The sequence below is a fragment of the Cellulomonas sp. P1_C4 genome (assembly GCF_056406355.1).
Genome location: NZ_JBFUAI010000007.1, coordinates 148,522 through 163,744 on the forward strand (window position 1 = coordinate 148,522; position 15,223 = coordinate 163,744).

At 70.6% G+C, this 15,223-nt stretch carries 17 protein-coding genes; 9 read left to right on the forward strand and 8 right to left on the reverse strand.

The annotated features are described in order from the left end of the window. Positions 1–123: 123 nt before the first annotated feature. Entirely contained in the window at positions 124–660 is a 537-nt protein-coding gene (locus AC1DYZ_RS07505) for a DUF3995 domain-containing protein (RefSeq protein ID WP_477064577.1), read from the reverse strand. A gap of 256 nt (positions 661–916) precedes the next feature. Here AC1DYZ_RS07505 and AC1DYZ_RS07510 point away from each other — a divergent pair, with 256 nt between their 5' ends. The 5 genes from AC1DYZ_RS07510 to AC1DYZ_RS07530 all read left to right on the forward strand — a co-directional run bounded on the left by AC1DYZ_RS07510 (position 917) and on the right by AC1DYZ_RS07530 (position 4,348). Next, on the forward strand, positions 917–2,221 hold the full coding sequence (locus AC1DYZ_RS07510; RefSeq protein WP_477064578.1) for a hypothetical protein: 1,305 nt from the start codon (positions 917–919) through the stop codon (positions 2,219–2,221). 292 nt (positions 2,222–2,513) lie between these two features. Next, entirely contained in the window at positions 2,514–3,002 is a 489-nt protein-coding gene (locus tag AC1DYZ_RS07515; protein WP_477064579.1) for a hypothetical protein, read from the forward strand. 159 nt (positions 3,003–3,161) lie between these two features. Beyond that, positions 3,162–3,512 (forward strand): ArsR/SmtB family transcription factor, encoded by a 351-nt coding sequence (locus AC1DYZ_RS07520; protein ID WP_477064580.1) that lies wholly within the window; start codon positions 3,162–3,164, stop codon positions 3,510–3,512. Then, positions 3,505–3,963: an SRPBCC family protein gene (locus AC1DYZ_RS07525; RefSeq protein WP_477064581.1), complete on the forward strand. Its 459-nt coding sequence runs from the start codon at positions 3,505–3,507 to the stop codon at positions 3,961–3,963. The genes AC1DYZ_RS07520 and AC1DYZ_RS07525 overlap by 8 nt, the downstream gene beginning before the upstream one ends. A gap of 52 nt (positions 3,964–4,015) precedes the next feature. Beyond that, positions 4,016–4,348, forward strand: a complete 333-nt coding sequence (locus tag AC1DYZ_RS07530; RefSeq protein ID WP_477064582.1) for a YciI family protein — start codon at positions 4,016–4,018, stop codon at positions 4,346–4,348. 185 nt (positions 4,349–4,533) lie between these two features. Here AC1DYZ_RS07530 and AC1DYZ_RS07535 read toward each other — a convergent pair whose 3' ends face one another. Next, positions 4,534–4,971, reverse strand: a complete 438-nt coding sequence (locus AC1DYZ_RS07535; protein WP_477064583.1) for an ester cyclase — start codon at positions 4,969–4,971, stop codon at positions 4,534–4,536. A gap of 68 nt (positions 4,972–5,039) precedes the next feature. Between AC1DYZ_RS07535 and AC1DYZ_RS07540 the strand changes: the two genes are divergently transcribed. Beyond that, complete coding sequence (locus AC1DYZ_RS07540) at positions 5,040–5,705, forward strand: TetR/AcrR family transcriptional regulator (protein WP_477064584.1); 666 nt, start codon at positions 5,040–5,042, stop codon at positions 5,703–5,705. A gap of 207 nt (positions 5,706–5,912) precedes the next feature. Here AC1DYZ_RS07540 and AC1DYZ_RS07545 read toward each other — a convergent pair whose 3' ends face one another. From AC1DYZ_RS07545 to AC1DYZ_RS07570, 6 genes are all read right to left on the reverse strand, one after another. Further along, complete coding sequence (locus AC1DYZ_RS07545) at positions 5,913–6,353, reverse strand: RidA family protein (RefSeq protein WP_477064585.1); 441 nt, start codon at positions 6,351–6,353, stop codon at positions 5,913–5,915. A gap of 201 nt (positions 6,354–6,554) precedes the next feature. Continuing rightward, entirely contained in the window at positions 6,555–7,232 is a 678-nt protein-coding gene (locus AC1DYZ_RS07550) for a YdeI/OmpD-associated family protein (RefSeq protein WP_477064586.1), read from the reverse strand. 134 nt (positions 7,233–7,366) lie between these two features. Next, positions 7,367–8,023 carry a response regulator transcription factor gene (locus AC1DYZ_RS07555; RefSeq protein ID WP_477064587.1) on the reverse strand — a complete coding sequence of 219 codons (657 nt, stop codon included), beginning with the start codon at positions 8,021–8,023 and terminating at the stop codon, positions 7,367–7,369. Beyond that, positions 8,020–10,071 (reverse strand): sensor histidine kinase, encoded by a 2,052-nt coding sequence (locus AC1DYZ_RS07560; RefSeq protein WP_477064588.1) that lies wholly within the window; start codon positions 10,069–10,071, stop codon positions 8,020–8,022. The genes AC1DYZ_RS07555 and AC1DYZ_RS07560 overlap by 4 nt, the downstream gene beginning before the upstream one ends. Positions 10,072–10,139: 68 nt before the next feature. Then, on the reverse strand, positions 10,140–10,856 hold the full coding sequence (locus AC1DYZ_RS07565; protein WP_477064589.1) for a hypothetical protein: 717 nt from the start codon (positions 10,854–10,856) through the stop codon (positions 10,140–10,142). A 332-nt stretch (positions 10,857–11,188) separates the two neighbouring features. Then, on the reverse strand, positions 11,189–12,088 hold the full coding sequence (locus AC1DYZ_RS07570) for an NAD-dependent epimerase/dehydratase family protein (protein WP_477064590.1): 900 nt from the start codon (positions 12,086–12,088) through the stop codon (positions 11,189–11,191). A 107-nt stretch (positions 12,089–12,195) separates the two neighbouring features. Here AC1DYZ_RS07570 and AC1DYZ_RS07575 point away from each other — a divergent pair, with 107 nt between their 5' ends. From AC1DYZ_RS07575 to grpE, 3 genes are all read left to right on the forward strand, one after another. Continuing rightward, entirely contained in the window at positions 12,196–12,561 is a 366-nt protein-coding gene (locus AC1DYZ_RS07575; protein WP_477064591.1) for a MerR family transcriptional regulator, read from the forward strand. Between the two features lie 204 nt (positions 12,562–12,765). Then, entirely contained in the window at positions 12,766–14,628 is a 1,863-nt protein-coding gene (dnaK, locus tag AC1DYZ_RS07580; RefSeq protein WP_477064592.1) for a molecular chaperone DnaK, read from the forward strand. After that, positions 14,625–15,185, forward strand: a complete 561-nt coding sequence (grpE, locus tag AC1DYZ_RS07585; RefSeq protein ID WP_456825144.1) for a nucleotide exchange factor GrpE — start codon at positions 14,625–14,627, stop codon at positions 15,183–15,185. Before dnaK ends, grpE begins: the two co-directional genes overlap by 4 nt. Positions 15,186–15,223: the final 38 nt, after the last annotated feature.

The window sequence follows — 15,223 nt, forward strand, 5'->3', positions numbered from 1 at the left end:
AGCCGGACGGTGAATGGCTCGGCACTGTTCCGGCAGCAAGTGGGCGTTCGCATCGGGCTTGGCGGGGCGTCGGCGGGGGCGTCCTCGACGCCGAGGCTGGCGAACCGGCGACACGGAGCGAAGCTACGCCGCGGGCGTCTGCTGACGGTGGCTGGGTCTGGTGAGCCAGAGGCTAGCCAGGAGGGCCAGACCCCAGAGGGCGAACCACGGGTCCCACAGGTAGGCGTGCCACGCCAGCGCCCGCGGGTCGCTGTCCTGACTGGCACGGACCAAGCCGCCCTGGACGAGGAGGCCCACCGCCGTGAGGACGCCGCCGTAGCCGAGGAGAACGATCCCGGCGATCCACCCCAGCGTTCGGGGAAGTCGGCCGACCATCCAGCCAGGGAACCGACCCGGGGCTGCGACGAGGACGGGTGCGGCGAGCGCGACGACGGTCTTGACCACGACGACGAGCCACAGGACGACGAGGACACTCGTACTGCGCCGGCGTCCCCATTCCTCGATCTCGCCGCCGACGGTGTCCAGCAGCGCGCTGCCCCCTAGCGCCCAGTAGGCACTGACTGCTGCGCTACCCAGTCCCAGCAGCGCTGCGAGTGCCGCCGCGACCCGCGCGGCCGACGGGGGAGCCTTGTGCGGCTGTGTCGAGGGTGCCGGAAACACCCCGCCACGGTAACGAGACTGCACAGTCCCGACCATGATGTCCTGCTCGAGCTCTACGACGAGCACCGCCTGCAGGCGGCGCCGTGCCTTCGCGTGTGTCTCGAGCTTGACCCGCCGACCTAGAGACCGCCGGGCTCCGGATCGAACCTGACCCCCTGACGCACGACTCCCGCCTCCTCGCATTTCGTCCTTTTCGCAGCGCGGGCACGAGGTCGATAGTGGATACAAACCGTGCACCGCGATGAGGGGGCGTCCCGTGCTGGCATTCGATCTCGTCCGCGCGTCCATCCACCCGGACGAACCTGTCAAGGACGACATCGACGCCGACGGCCCAGTCCCACGGACCAGACACGGCGACCTCCGCGGCGCCTACCTCGACGCGCTCGACCTCCTTGAGGGCGGCGTTGACGCGCTCACGACAGACCTTGCGGCGGAGGATGTGGTCCAGGCGGCATTCCAGCGCGACCTGGCTTTGGCTCCCAACGGCGAGCGGTGGTCATCGAGCTTCGCTGAGCCGCTGGCGTTCGCCGGTGGAGCACGCCAGCTTGTGCGTCAGGTCGAGATCTGCAGCACGGCCGTCGCGGCGTCGGCCGCCCGCACACCCGCCGAAGTCCCGCGCTTCATCTGCGGGCTGTGGCCGGATCCTCGCCCCGCCGCGCGGTCTTTCGCTGCGGAAGGCGGCGTCGTCGTGCTTCTGAACACCGGCCTGCTAGCCGCGCTGAGGATCGTGATGCAGACGGTCGCAGCCAGCATCCGCACGCTTATGGAGCTGCCCGACCGGTGGGTGGACGGTGAGATGCCGCTCGGCTACCAGAACGGCTCGATGGCGGACCTCCTGGAGCGCTGCCAGAGCGGCCGCGACGTCCGCATCGAGCCGATCCAGGTCTCGATCCACACCGGCGGCGCCGACCTGTTCCGTCGCCACGCCATGCTCTCGGCCTACTGCCAAGTCATCGCGCACGAGCTCGGGCACTGGGCGCGGCGACGGCCTGGTCCCGACGACACGTGGCTCGAGGACAACCCGGAGTTCCAGCGCGCGGCGCGCGTCACCAGGCCGGACCAGTGGGCCCAGCCGATCGACGAGATCGACGAGCTAGCCACGTCGAACAGCGAGAACCACGCCGACGCAATTGCCTGCGAGATCCAGACGCGGCCGCCTCTCGGGCCTGGATACCCTTCACCGAGCCAGGTGATCGGCGCGATGGCGCCGTGGGCGCTGCACTCCGGTCTGTGGTGGGCCGAAGCCGCGCACAAGGAGAGGCACCTGGGATGGACACACCCATACCCGGAACTGCGATTGGGGCTGACCGCGCTGCGCCTCGGGCAGCCTGCGTCCGAGCTCGCGAACCTCCGCGCTTCGCGTCCTCGCCCGACAGCAGACGATCCGCCCGCGCCCGGCACGCCCGCTGACATGGCCCACAAGTTCCAGGTCTGGAGCGAGGCGATGCTCGACATCGCCACGAATCGAGAAGTCGCCCTCGACCGCGGCCTCGAGAGTCGCGCGTCGACGATGGACCGCGTCGCGATCGAGATCAACCGTCGGTTCCGTGATCTGCCATGACCGACGCCGGACGACCCTGGGGACCGATCGGTGTGGACGAGTGGGTCGCGGGAGCGTCGGCACTGGAACCCCGGCAACGGGGCCAGCAGGTCTGGCTCATCGGACCGTGCCCGGGCTGCGGGCACCAGCTCGAACGGGATATCACGGCGGCGCTCGGTGTCGGCCTCGTCGACGGCTCCACACTGGAGCGGGTGTCCATCGCCTGCAACTGCGGCCAGCTCCACGCGGGCCGCGCGGCTGATGCGCGTCCAGCAGGCTGCGGTGCCGCCGGCTCCATCCGACTCGAGTTCCGATGAGCACGACGCCACCTCGAGATGACGGGCGCGGTATCGCCGACCGGCTACGCGTCGTCGGTGTGCCCACTGAACCAGGCGACAGCGAGATCGACGCGTGGGCAGATGCGGCGATCGCCGAACGCCTGCCGCGCCTGCGCGCGGTCGCCGCAGAGTGGCAGAAAACGGTGGGCGCTGTGGCGGGCCTCCTGGGCGCCGGAACACTCCTCAACGCCGACACGACGGTTCGGGCCCTCTCACCCGACGCCCGCAACCTGTTCGCGCTCGCCGCGGGCCTCGCGTTCACGGCTGCCGCCGCGTCCATCGTCCTGGCGAGCCTCGCCGCGCAGCCCCGAGTGCGGAGGATCCCACCGGGCGTCGTCGCGCGCCGAGCGGCACGGGACGGTGCGTTCAGCTACGCGCACGGTCGCCTGTTGGCATCCAGGTGGTGTGCCGGAATCGCGCTCTTCGCGCTCCTCGTGTCGTTCGGGGTGCGCTGGTACGCCTGAGCTGCGCAGCCGAGAAATCTCAGGGTCTCGCTGTGGAATCCGGGCTGCCTTGCTTCCCACTCATGCGGGCCGTCCCGATGCCTGGCGTCGAGCAGGGCGACATTCGAATAGTGAAGCACCTGCTTGACTATTGACTCCCTCGGACCTAGCGTCGAAGGCGTGCCGAGGGACCAGGAACCGACGTTGGACCAGGTCTTCCGCGCTCTCGCTGATCCGACACGTCGCGCGCTCGTCGAACGGCTGGTCCGCGGTCCGGCCCCGGTGCGCCAGCTCGCCCAGCCGTTCGAGATGTCGCTCACCGCGGTCATGCAGCATCTCCAGGTCCTCGTCGATGCAGGACTGGTGACCTCGCAGAAGACCGGTCGGGTCCGCACCTGCACCATCGAACCGGCGGTCGTCAGGCGCGCCGAGGCGTGGCTCGGTCTCCAGCGCACGGAGTGGGAGCACCGGCTCGACCGGCTCGGCCAGGTCCTGACCGATGCGCCCTCGGAAGGAGAAGGGCATGAGTGACCTGTCAGTCGTGAACTCGACGTTCACCCTCGAGCACGACTACGCCACCAGCCCGGCACGGCTCTTCGCGGCGTGGGCCGATCCGGCGACGAAGGCCCGCTGGTTCGGCGGCAAGGCGGCCGAGCACCACGAGCTCGACTTCCGCGCGGGCGGTTCCGAGATCACTCGTGGCCGCGACAAGGAGGGCCGGACCCTCACCTTCGCGACCCGCTATCACGACATCGTGACGGATCACCGGATCGTCTACTCGTCCACTCTGTCGGTCGACGACACCCCGGTCACGATCTCGCTCACCACCGTCCTGCTCGAACCCCACGGCGACGGCACCACGCTGGTGCTCACCGAGCACGCGGCCTACCTCGACGGCCATGAGCAGCCCGAATGGCGCCAGCAAGGAGCGCGAAGGCAGCTCGCCGCACTCGCCGACGAGCTGGCGGCCGGCACGAACTAGCGCAGACACGGCACGAGAACAGCGTCAGGAGCCCGAGGAACAGGAGAGGACCATGACCACCTTCATCACCATCGGATACGGCGACCGCGCCGGCTACGACCGGACCGATCCCGCTGTCCGGGACGAGGCGCACCGATCTGATGCACGCCTGCGCGAGCGCGGCGTCGTCATGGGCGTCGCCGGCGCCMCGACCCAGGTGCGCAACCATGACGGCGCGGGAGTGGCGACCACCGACGGACCGTTCCTGCGGTCCGAGCTTCCGCTCGCGGGCTTCGCCGTCATCGAGGCCGACACCCTCGAGCAGGCCGTTGCCGTCGCTTCCCAGAACCCCTGCGCCGTCGCGCACGGCGTCGTCGAGGTCTGGCCGCTGAAGTCGACAGCGTGAGCCCTTGGTCGGGAAGCCCAGAGGCCCGAGGTCGCGGCCGCTACACGTCCGATGACGACCGGATCGGCTTGGCGATCGCAGAGGTCCGGTCCCCCGCGAACGGGGCTGACGTAGGTGCGGCAGATCTCGCGGAAGCCAGCAGCTGGAACATCGCCACCAGGTGCTCCCGCGTCAGCAGGCGACGCTCAGGCCGGGATGGGTGCTGCGGCTTGCGCCGGCTGGGTCAGCTGGCGCATGAGCGCTCGGTCGTCGCGGACGGCCCAGTGCTCAACTCCCTTGCCGTCGGCCATGCGCACCAGGTGCATCTGCTTGTAGCTGAAGATCCGACCGGTGGCTGGGATACCGAAGAACTCCCCGGTGTGTCGGCCGCTGTGCGTGCAGTACATAGCGACCATGTCGCCTTCGCAGACGACCTGTTCCACAGTCCAGCTCTGGTCGGCGAAGGCCCTGGCGAGCATGTGCATGTAGTACGTGATGCCGGCGAGGCCGGGCGGGCTTCCGGGTGGTGACTCGTGGTTGACGAAGTCAACGCTGATGAGCTCGGCGAGGGCGGCCTCGTCGTCGGCGGGGAACACCTCCTCGAGAACTCGGCGGGCGGCCGTCTTGGTCTGGTCGTTGTTCATCGCTCCTCCTCGGAGCTACGGCGCGGCAGCCGGCCGCAGCGGTATTCATGCCAGTATCATTCTCCTCAATGAGCGAGACGACAAGACCCCGACGGCACTACGACTCCAGCGGACGGCGGGCGCAGGCCGTCCGGACCCGCGCAGGGGTCGTGGACGCCGCCACGCGCGTGTTCCTCGAGCGGGGCTACGCCGGTGCGACGATGACGCACATAGCGACTGCGGCCGGGGTCGCCGTCGAGACGGTCTACCGGTCGGCGCCGGGGAAGGCCGGGCTCCTGGAGGCGGCGGTCCAGGCGGCTCTGGCCGGCAGTTCGGAGCGCGCTTCGCTGCCGGTCGAGGAGAGACACGGCATCCGCCGGGTCATCGAGGAGCAGGACCCGTACCGTCAGCTGTGGCTCTACGCCGCCACCCAGCCGGGGGTGTGGTCCCGGGCTGGCGGCCTGCTGCGGGTGTTGGACGCCGCCGCCAGGAGTGAACCCGCCCTCGCCGAGCTCCAGCGCTCGCACGCGCGCCAGCGGCTCGACGGGATGCGTAGCTTCGCCACCCTGCTCCACGACCGCGCGGCGCTGCGTCCGGACCTGTCCGTGGAACGGGCCGCCGACATCCTGTGGGCTCTGTGCGCCCAGGCCACCTACGACAGCCTCGTCCTGCACCGCGGGTGGAGCGACGCCGACTACCGCGACTGGCTCGCGCAGATGCTCGCGTCGGCACTGCTGCCCGCCAGCGGACCATGACCCGTCCCGCCACGTCCTGGCCCGGCGACTGGACATGACCGGCGCGCCGAGAGAGGCGGCGGCCGCACCACGCTCCACATCGAGCGTGTCCGGAGCCCGACGACCTGACCTGCGGCGCGGCAACAGGTGCGACGGCGCGTGGCTCAGCAATTTCGTCCGAATCGTGAGCCCGACACGTGCGGCCGTCTCACGTCTGTGTCCGGATCCTCAGCTGCGGCGGCGATCAGTGGTCGCGGCCGGCAGCGGACGGATCGCGATGGCCTCCACCTTGACCAGTTGGTCGTCATAGCCGAGCACGGTCACGCCGAGCAACGTGCTGGGCACCTCGTGGTCCCCGAACGCCGCATGGACGACGTCCCAGGCGGTCCCCAGGTCCGACCGTCGGGATGAGGCGACGTAGACGGTCGTCTTGACGACGTCGGTCAGCTGCGCGCCGGCGGCATGCAGGGCGGCCACGAGATTGGCCACCACCTGGCGCGCCTGTCCGGCGACGTCGCCGACGGCAACAGTCCTGCCGTCGGCGTCCAGCGGGCAGGCGCCGGCGGTGAAGACGAATGCACCGGGACCGGCCACTGCGGCGTAGGCGTAGGGCGCCTTCGGAGTCAGCTCCTTGGGTCGGATGAGGGCGATGGCGGGCTCGAGAGGCATGCGCACATGATCCATGCCCGGCGGCTGCGGCTCGCGTGTGCGAGTGCGGAGGCGGGATTCGACTGGTAGAGCGACGAGCACACCCTCAGGGGGGCCGAGAACGAGGTGACGTCGTCGAGCAGGTCGAGGCATGCCTTGTCGGGTCGGGGTCGGACCTGCGGCGGCTTCACGTGGACGCGCTCGCCGCGTTCCCTGACTACGTCATCGTGCTTCTGCCGCGGCAGCTGCGGCCCGCGCCAACCACGGCGGAACGTCTCCGTAGCGTTGGTTCGGCACGAGCTCGCCCTCGGCGCTGCACTCGATCAGCTGTGCCATCCGGCGGGCGCGGGTGACGTCCTGCTTGGCTGAGGTGACCCAGACGGCGCAGACCTTGCGGTAGGTCGCGGTCGAAGCGTCCCAGAAGGCGGTCGCCGCCCGCGACGCAGCCAGCTCCTCGGCATACGAGTCTGGCAGTCCGGCCCAAGGTCGCTCGTGACTGTAAGGGGCCTCTTCGCGGGTGCGTTGCTCCCAGATCGCCAACCCGCTCGGCTGCATCCGCCCCTCGGCGCGCAGCTTGTCGACAAGATCGAGATTGACCCGGCTCCAGTGGGAAGTCTTCTTGCGAGGGGTCCAGCGCTGCCGCCGGGACTCGTTGTCGATGCGTTGCGCGACTGAGTCGATCCATCCCCAGCACAGCGCTTCGACAACCGCTTGCTCCCAGGTCAGGCCGCGATCTGCCGAGCCCTTGTTCTTCAGGCCCATCCACAGCACCGTCTCCGTGTCGTGGTGCCGTGCCAGCCAGGCACCAAACTCCTCGGGACCGTCGAAGAACCGCGCGGGTCGTTCGGGTGAGCCGCCCATCCGACCCGGAGTTTCGGACTCTGGCTGGTCACGTGTCATGCACCGAGTGTGCCGCCGAACGCGTGCGTCGACAGGTGAGTGGTGCTCCGCCGCCGGATCAATGGAGGAACTCATTGAACTTGTCCGGAGCCCGACCCTCTGACCTGCGGCAGTACACCTAGTTGTCCACGTGCTCACCCCTGACCGAATCCCGCCTCCCGAGCCTTGATGATCGCGTCCGCCCGCCCAGCGGCATGCAGCTTGGCGTAGATCGACGAGACCACGTTGCGCACGGTCTTGTTCGACAAGAACAAGTCGCGCGCGATCGCGTCGTTGGTGCGCCCGACGGCGAGCAGGTCGAGCACCTCGCGCTCGCGATCGCTGAGCCCGGGGAAGGCCGACGTCTGCTTGGCGGGGCCCGGAGCGCCGGCGAACAGCGCGGCGACCCGCCCCGCCAGAGCCGCACCGAACACCATCCCGCCGGCATGGGCCGCCCGCACGGCGTTGCGCACCTCGTCGGCACCCGAGCCCTTGAGCAGGTAGCCCGACGCCCCGGCGCGCACGGCTGAGAGCACGGTGTCCTCGTCCTCGTTCATGGTCAGGACGACCACCCGCACGCCGGGCTGGCGGGCGGTGATCCGACGCGTCGCCTCGATGCCGTCCAGCTCGGGCATCTGGATGTCCATGACCACGACATCGGGGACCACCTCACCGACGACGTGCAGGGCGTCGACGCCGTTGCGGGCCGTGCCGACGACCTCCATCCCGTCGAGCGCCCCGAGGAGCGCGACGAGCCCGTCGCGCACGATCTGGTGGTCGTCGACGACGACGACCCGGATCGGCGGGTTCACGACAGCGCCTCCTTCGGGTTCTGGGGACTCAGCGGGAGCCAGGCCCGGACCCGCGTGCCGCCGTCGGGTGGGCAGGTGACCTCGCTGAGGCCGCCGAGCTCTTCGGCCCGCTCCCGCAGCGAGAGCAACCCGACGCCCGCCTGGCGGTCGGGAGCGATGCCGCGGCCGTCGTCGGACACCTCGACGACGAGACGGCCGTCGGCGGTGGTGAGCCGCACGACGCAGCGGCCGGCGCCGGCGTGCCGCGCCGCGTTGGTCAGGGCCTCGGCGGCGATCCGGTAGGCCGCAACCTCGACGGCTGCCGGCAGCGCGCTGAGCCCGTCGGCCTCCAGGACGGTCTCGTACGGCTGCGACTCCGCCAGCTGGGCCAGCGCGCCCACCAAGCCGCGGTCATCCAAGGCGGGTGGCCGCAGGTCGTGCACGAGTCGCCGGACGTCGGCGACGACCTCCTGCACGTCAGTCGTCGTCGCCTCGAGATGTCCTCGAGCCGCGTCGGGGTCGCGATCCAGCAGCAGGCGCGCTGACTCCAGGCGGAAGGCCACCCCGGCGAGGGCGGGGCCCAGGCCGTCGTGCAGGTCGCGGCGGATCCGTCGGCGCTCCTCCTCGCGGGCCAGCACCATCCGTTCGCGGCCCAGCTGGAGCTCGTCGGCCATCCGGCTGGCTCTGGCCGCGGTCGCCGCCTGCCGGACCAGGTCGCCGAGGAGCTTCTCGTCGTGGCCCGACAGCCGGGTTCGCAGGCCGCGGGCGGGGAGGACCAAGCGGCCGATGGGCGCGTCGCGGTAGGTGATCGGGAGGGTGCGGGTCTGACCCGGTCGGTCGCCGTACGACGCGACCAGGTGCTCGCCACTGGGGCGGTCTACCTCGACGCTGACGAAGCCGATGCCGAACGCGTCGGCCACCGACCGCGTCACCGCGGCGAGCTGCCCGGCCGCGTCGTCGGTCGTCTCCAGGGTCGACGCCAGGCCGGCGATCGCGCCGTACGGGTCGGCGCGGCGGCCGAGCATCACGCGGCGGACCAGCTGGCTGAGCTGCTGCCGCAGCGGTCCGTAGAGGACCGCCGTGAGGACGAGCACCAGGAGTACGACCTGGCGCTGGTCGAGCGCGCTGCCGAGCAGCGTGGTGAGTGCGGCCAGCACGGCGAGGTCCACCGCCACGATCACGAGCGACAGCGCGCCGTACAGCGTCGTACGCGTGAGCAGGTCCTCGACGGGGACGATGTCCGGGTCGACGATGCCCACCGTCATCGCGGCCGCGGGCAGCAGGACGACGAGCAGCAGCACGATGCTCTGCATCACGGCGAGCTCGGACACGAGAGTCAGCGGGAGCAGGACCGCCATCACCAGCACCGACCAGGCGAGCCAGCGCAGCCGGTCCCGCTCCACTGCGCGACTGCGCCGGTAACGCGCGACCACCGACGCCATAGCGACCAGAAAGCCGACGGCCTGCGCGGCCAGCGCGACAGGGGCGATCGCGGCGGTGAACGACAGGGGGAGCGGCAGGGTCCAGGCGTCGGCATCGACGTCCGCAGGGAGCGGCACGTCGCCGGTGCCCATCGGGCTCATCAGCACGACGCACGCCGCCACGAGCATGGCGCCGAGCGCGATCCGGCAGGCGACACCCCAGCGGCCCGGCAGGAAGCGCCCCGTCGGGAAGATCATGAGCAGCACGGCGACGGTGGCCGGAAGGAAGGCGCCGAGCCGGTTGAGCACCCACAACGCGGTGTCGGCGCCGGCGAGCGAGCCGTCGGACCGGACGGCGAACCCGACGTAGGACTGGGCCAGTCCGTCGAGCGACCAGAACAGGCCGAGGGCCGCCAGCGCAGTGCCGAACCGATGCCGCGGGTCGTGCTCGACGATGACGAGGGCCAGGACGACGAGCGCGAGGCCGAGTGCGGCGTAGGGCCATCCGGGGCCTCCGGCGAGCGCGGGACCCGGTCCCTGGGCAGGGGCGCGGAGGTCGAGGGCGATGCAGACCAGGAGCGCGCCGACGGCACCGATGAGCACGGCCACCTCGGCGGCGCGGGCCCAGCGCGGGGCTTGCCTCGTCACGCGGACATTGTGGTGCCCGTCCGTCCCGGAGCGGGACGGACGGGCACCGTGTCCGGCGGGCGAAATCGTCACAGGGTGGTGGTGCGGTACACGCGATCGCCGAACGTGAGGGCGATCCCAGTGATCAGCAGCCACAGGGCGCCGGTGACGCCTGACATGTACTCCAGCGGCGAGATGCCGAGGATCACGGTCAGACCGCCCAGGATCAGCCCGACCAGCCCGAGCCAGCGGGTGACGACCCCGCGGCGCGAGGCGACGAACAGGCCGAGACCTGCCAGGCCCGTGAGGGTCCACAGCCACGGGACCGTGCCGATCCAGTGGTTGTACATCGCGGCGGTGGCGTCGTCGACGATGCCGCCCTGCAGCAGCGGGACCATGTACTCGGTGTCGAGCGCGCTGCCCAGGATCGAGACGACCGCGGTGCCGACGAGGCCGGCGGTGGCGACCAGCGGCACGAGGCTGGCCGGCATGGCGTCCCGGAGCCGGCGGTGCAGCCCGGCGGCGAACACGATCATGAGGACCGCGCCGAGGACAGTCACGCTGTGGAGGGCGAACATCGCGGGGGCCTTCTCGACGAGCGCCGAGGCGATGCCGTCCGTCGAGCCGGCGAACTGGTCGCGGTAGACCACGTCGACGCTGGACGACAGCACGATCGTGGCGAGACCGGCGACGGCGGAGCCGATCCCGGCGATTGCCCAGCTGCGCGAGGGCTGCCGGCGCGGGGACAGGGCTGGGTCCTGGACGTCCGAACGGACGGGGTTGGTGGTGGTGATGCTGGTGGTCATCATCGGGTTCCTCTCGAGGTCGTGGTTTCTTCCGATGACCTGACGATGTCGGGCCCGGTGTCCCGCCGGACAGGGACAACTGGGCACGCGTCGTCCCGTGTGCACTGGCTCGACCGAGGTGGGTGCACGACTCGCGGCGGCGGCCGCTCCGGCCCCACTCAGCAGTGTCGTTCGGGCACATCCACCAGCGGTCGCGCCCGAGGCGCTTGACGTCGACAACGGTCGCGGAGCCGGCGTACGCGGCCACGGGCGTGACTGCTGTCCGCGTGCGCACGGCGACCGGCACCGACACACGCACGCCGACCAGCGGCGGCATGTGGGTCAGCGTGGCCTCACGCGCCGGTCGGGGCCGGCGAGCGGTAGCTGCCGGCGCGCACGTCGTCGAGCAGCGGCGGCCCGGCCGGCTCCCAGTCGAACGTCGTGCGAGCGCGGGTGTTCGGCATGTCACCGCGGCTCGCGAGCAGATAGGCGGTCGGTCCGAGCTGCTCGACGGCCACGTCGAGCGGGAGCGACACCGCGCGCGCGCCGGTGAGGTCCGCGATCGCCTCCGCCAGCTCACGGAACGTGAACGGGTGCGAACCGACCGCATTGAACACGCCCGCGACCGGCCGCTCCAGCACCCGCAGGTAGAGGTCAGCGAGATCGTCGACGTGCACCGGCACCCACACGTTGTCCCCCTCGCCGACGTAGGCCGCGGCGCCCGTCGTCGCCGCGGCACCGATCAAGGAACCGAGCAGGCCCGAGCCGCCGCGCCCGTGCACGAGCCCGGCACGCACCACCACCCCGGTGATGCCGGGCGCCGACCGGACGATCCGCTCGGCGGCCGCCTTGACCGGCTGCGCGCTGCGCTCGGGCAGCTGTGCGTCCTCGTCCCGGTCCTGTGCAGGGTCGAACCCGTACACGAGGCCGGTGCTCGTGTAGACAACGATCCTCCCGCCGTCCCGGCCGCCGGCTGTGAGCGCATCCACGGCCGCGAGCTCCGTCCGGTCCGCTTCCGCCGTAGCCGACCAGTCCACCGCTGCGTGCACGACAGCGTCCGCGTTGGCCGCGGACGCACGCAGCAGCGCGACGTCGGCCAGCTCGCCCCGGACCGGCGTCGCGCCCGCCTCCGTCATCGCCCGCGCCGCCGTGTCCGAGCGGGCGAGCGCCACGACCTCGTGCCCCGCGCCCACGAAGCGCTCGACGAGCACACCGCCCACGTATCCAGTGCCGCCCGTGATGAAGACGCGCATTGTCACTGCTCCCCTCGTTTATCCCGCGCTGACGCGGGCCTGGTCCTCATGTCGCGAGCGACGCTAATGTCTGACGTCAGCGTCAAGGTCAAGCGGGCGGAGGAACGATGCGGATCGGTGAGCTCAGCCGAGCGACGGGGGCAAGCCCGCGGGCGCTGCGCTACTACGAGGAGCACGGCCTGCTGCAGTCGCAGCGCGAGGACAACGGCTACCGGGCGTACGACACGTCGGCAGTCGAGACCGTCGCGACGGTCCGCTCGCTGCTCGACCTCGGGTTCTCCACCGAGCTCATCCGCCGGATCCTGCCGTGCACCGGCGAGGACGGCCCGGTCGCCGGCGACTGCGACGCACTCGTGCGGCGAATGTCGGAGGTCCGCGACGACATGGACGACAAGGTGCGTCGGCTCGAGCGGACCCGCGACGCGCTGGCCGAATTCCTGGAGCGCGCCGTCCGGGAGGCCGCCTCCGCGTAGGCGGCGCGACCCGCGGGCGGGAGCGCGCCCGGCTGACAAACCGTCGTCGCACGGGAATGCATCGCCCGGCGCCAAGGTTGAGCCCAACAGACTCAAGTTCGCCATCTCGCGTTTGCGCGCGGCCCGAAGCCGGCGCAGACTTGAGCGAGCCGGACTCAAGAGCGAGACGTACAACCCACGCAGCACACGAAAGAAGGCACACACATGGCACGAGCAGTCGGCATCGACCTCGGTACCACCAACTCGGTGGTCGCTGTCCTCGAGGGCGGCGAGCCCACGGTCATCGCCAACGCCGAGGGGTCGCGCACGACGCCGTCGGTGGTCGCGTTCTCCAAGACGGGTGAGGTGCTGGTCGGCGAGATCGCCAAGCGCCAGGCCGTCACCAACGTCGACCGCACGATCGCGTCCGTCAAGCGCCACATGGGCACGGACTGGTCGCAGACGATCGACGACAAGAAGTACACCGCGCAGGAGATCAGCGCGCGGGTGCTCTCCAAGCTCAAGCGTGACGCGGAGGCCTACCTGGGCGAGCCCGTCACGGAGGCCGTCATCACGGTCCCGGCGTACTTCAACGACGCCGAGCGCCAGGCCACCAAGGACGCCGGCGCGATCGCGGGCCTCAACGTCCTGCGCATCATCAACGAGCCCACCGCGGCCGCCCTGGCCTACGGCCTGGAGCGCGGCAAGGAGGACGAGCTCATCCTCGTCTTCGACCTCGGCGGCGGCACGTTCGACGTGTCCCTCCTCGAGGTGGGCAAGGACGACGACGGCTTCTCGACGATCGAGGTCCGCGCGACCTCCGGCGACAACCGCCTCGGCGGCGACGACTGGGACCAGCGCATCGTCGAGTTCCTCATCACCGAGGTGAAGAACTCCACGGGCGTCGACCTGGGCAAGGACAAGATCGCCGTGCAGCGTCTGCGCGAGGCGGCGGAGCAGGCCAAGAAGGAGCTCTCGTCCGCGACGAGCACCAACATCTCGCTGCAGTACCTGTCGATGAGCGAGAACGGGCCGGTCCACCTGGACACCAAGCTCTCGCGCGCGCAGTTCCAGCAGATGACGCAGGACCTGCTCGACCGGACCAAGAAGCCGTTCAACGACGTCATCCGCGACGCCGGCATCAAGCTCTCCGAGATCGACCACGTGGTCCTCGTCGGCGGCTCGACCCGCATGCCCGCGGTCACCGAGGTCGTCAAGGAGCTCACGGGCGGCAAGGAGCCCAACAAGGGCGTCAACCCGGACGAGGTCGTCGCCGTCGGTGCCGCGCTGCAGGCCGGCGTCATGAAGGGCGACCGTAAGGACGTCCTGCTCATCGACGTCACCCCGCTGAGCCTCGGCATCGAGACCAAGGGCGGCGTGATGACCAAGCTCATCGAGCGCAACACGGCCATCCCGACCAAGCGCTCGGAGATCTTCTCCACGGCCGAGGACAACCAGCCGTCCGTGCTGATCCAGGTGTTCCAGGGCGAGCGTGAGTTCGCGCGGGACAACAAGCCGCTCGGCACGTTCGAGCTGACCGGCATCGCGCCGGCGCCGCGTGGTGTGCCGCAGATCGAGGTCACGTTCGACATCGACGCGAACGGCATCGTGCACGTGTCCGCCAAGGACCGCGGCACCAACAAGGAGCAGTCGATGACGATCACCGGCGGCTCGGCCCTCCCCAAGGAGGACATCGAGCGCATGGTGCGCGAGGCCGAGGAGCACGCCGCCGAGGACAAGGCGCGTCGCGAGGAGGCCGAGACCCGCAACACGGCCGAGCAGCTGGTCTACTCGACCGAGAAACTGCTGGTCGACAACGCGGACAAGCTGCCCGAGGACGTGAAGACCGAGGTGCAGACCGCGGTCACCGAGCTCAAGACGGCGCTCGCGGGCACCGACGTCGACGAGGTCAAGGCCAAGCACTCGGCCCTGCTCGCGGTGAGCCAGAAGATCGGCGAGGCGATCTACTCGGCGGACAACATGGCGGCCAACGCGCCGGCCGACGAGCAGCCTGCGGCTGACACGTCGTCCGACGAGGACGTCGTGGACGCTGAGATCGTCGACGACGAGGACGAGGCGGTCAAGTGACCACCACGCCCGACGACGCAGGCGACGACCTGACTCCGGAGGAGCAGGTCCTGGCCGACGCGGAGTCGATCGCAGCCGGTGCCGAGGAGGAGGTCGTCCTCGAGGGGCTCGTGGCGGCCGAGGCGCTCGCGGCGGAGCGGCTGGACGAGCTCCAGCGCTCCAAGGCGGCGTACTACAACCTCGAGCAGCAGTACTCCGGGTTCGTGAAGCGGTCGAAGGCTGATGCCCTCGCCGCCCACGACCGTGGGGTGCACGCGATCGTCGAGGCGCTGATCCCGGTGCTCGACGACATCGAGCTGGCCCGCCAGCACGGTGACCTCACCGGCCCGTTCGTGTCCATCGCGGAGAAGCTCGAGGCGACCCTCGGTCGCTTCGGGGTGGTCCGCTACGGCGAGACGGGCGAGGCGTTCGACCCCGCGATCCACGAGGCGCTCATGCACTCGCACTCCGCGGACGTCACGGAGTCGACCGTGCAGATGGTGCTGCAGCCCGGCTACCGCACCCCCGACCGGGTGCTTCGAGCCGCCCGCGTCGCGGTCGTGGATCCCGAGGCGTAGAACCCGAGTAGCGTCCGGGCAACGAGCAGATCGTTGCC

Coding starts and splice junctions, on each gene's coding strand:
- AC1DYZ_RS07545 (WP_477064585.1), bottom strand. CDS start 6,353: ATGCCTCTCGAGCCCGCCATCGCCCTCATCCGACCCAAGGAGCTGACT.
- AC1DYZ_RS07565 (WP_477064589.1), bottom strand. CDS start 10,856: ATGACCACCAGCATCACCACCACCAACCCCGTCCGTTCGGACGTCCAG.
- AC1DYZ_RS07515 (WP_477064579.1), top strand. CDS start 2,514: ATGAGCACGACGCCACCTCGAGATGACGGGCGCGGTATCGCCGACCGG.
- AC1DYZ_RS07525 (WP_477064581.1), top strand. CDS start 3,505: ATGAGTGACCTGTCAGTCGTGAACTCGACGTTCACCCTCGAGCACGAC.
- AC1DYZ_RS07540 (WP_477064584.1), top strand. CDS start 5,040: ATGAGCGAGACGACAAGACCCCGACGGCACTACGACTCCAGCGGACGG.
- AC1DYZ_RS07550 (WP_477064586.1), bottom strand. CDS start 7,232: ATGACACGTGACCAGCCAGAGTCCGAAACTCCGGGTCGGATGGGCGGC.
- AC1DYZ_RS07575 (WP_477064591.1), top strand. CDS start 12,196: ATGCGGATCGGTGAGCTCAGCCGAGCGACGGGGGCAAGCCCGCGGGCG.
- AC1DYZ_RS07535 (WP_477064583.1), bottom strand. CDS start 4,971: ATGAACAACGACCAGACCAAGACGGCCGCCCGCCGAGTTCTCGAGGAG.
- AC1DYZ_RS07570 (WP_477064590.1), bottom strand. CDS start 12,088: ATGCGCGTCTTCATCACGGGCGGCACTGGATACGTGGGCGGTGTGCTC.
- dnaK (WP_477064592.1), top strand. CDS start 12,766: ATGGCACGAGCAGTCGGCATCGACCTCGGTACCACCAACTCGGTGGTC.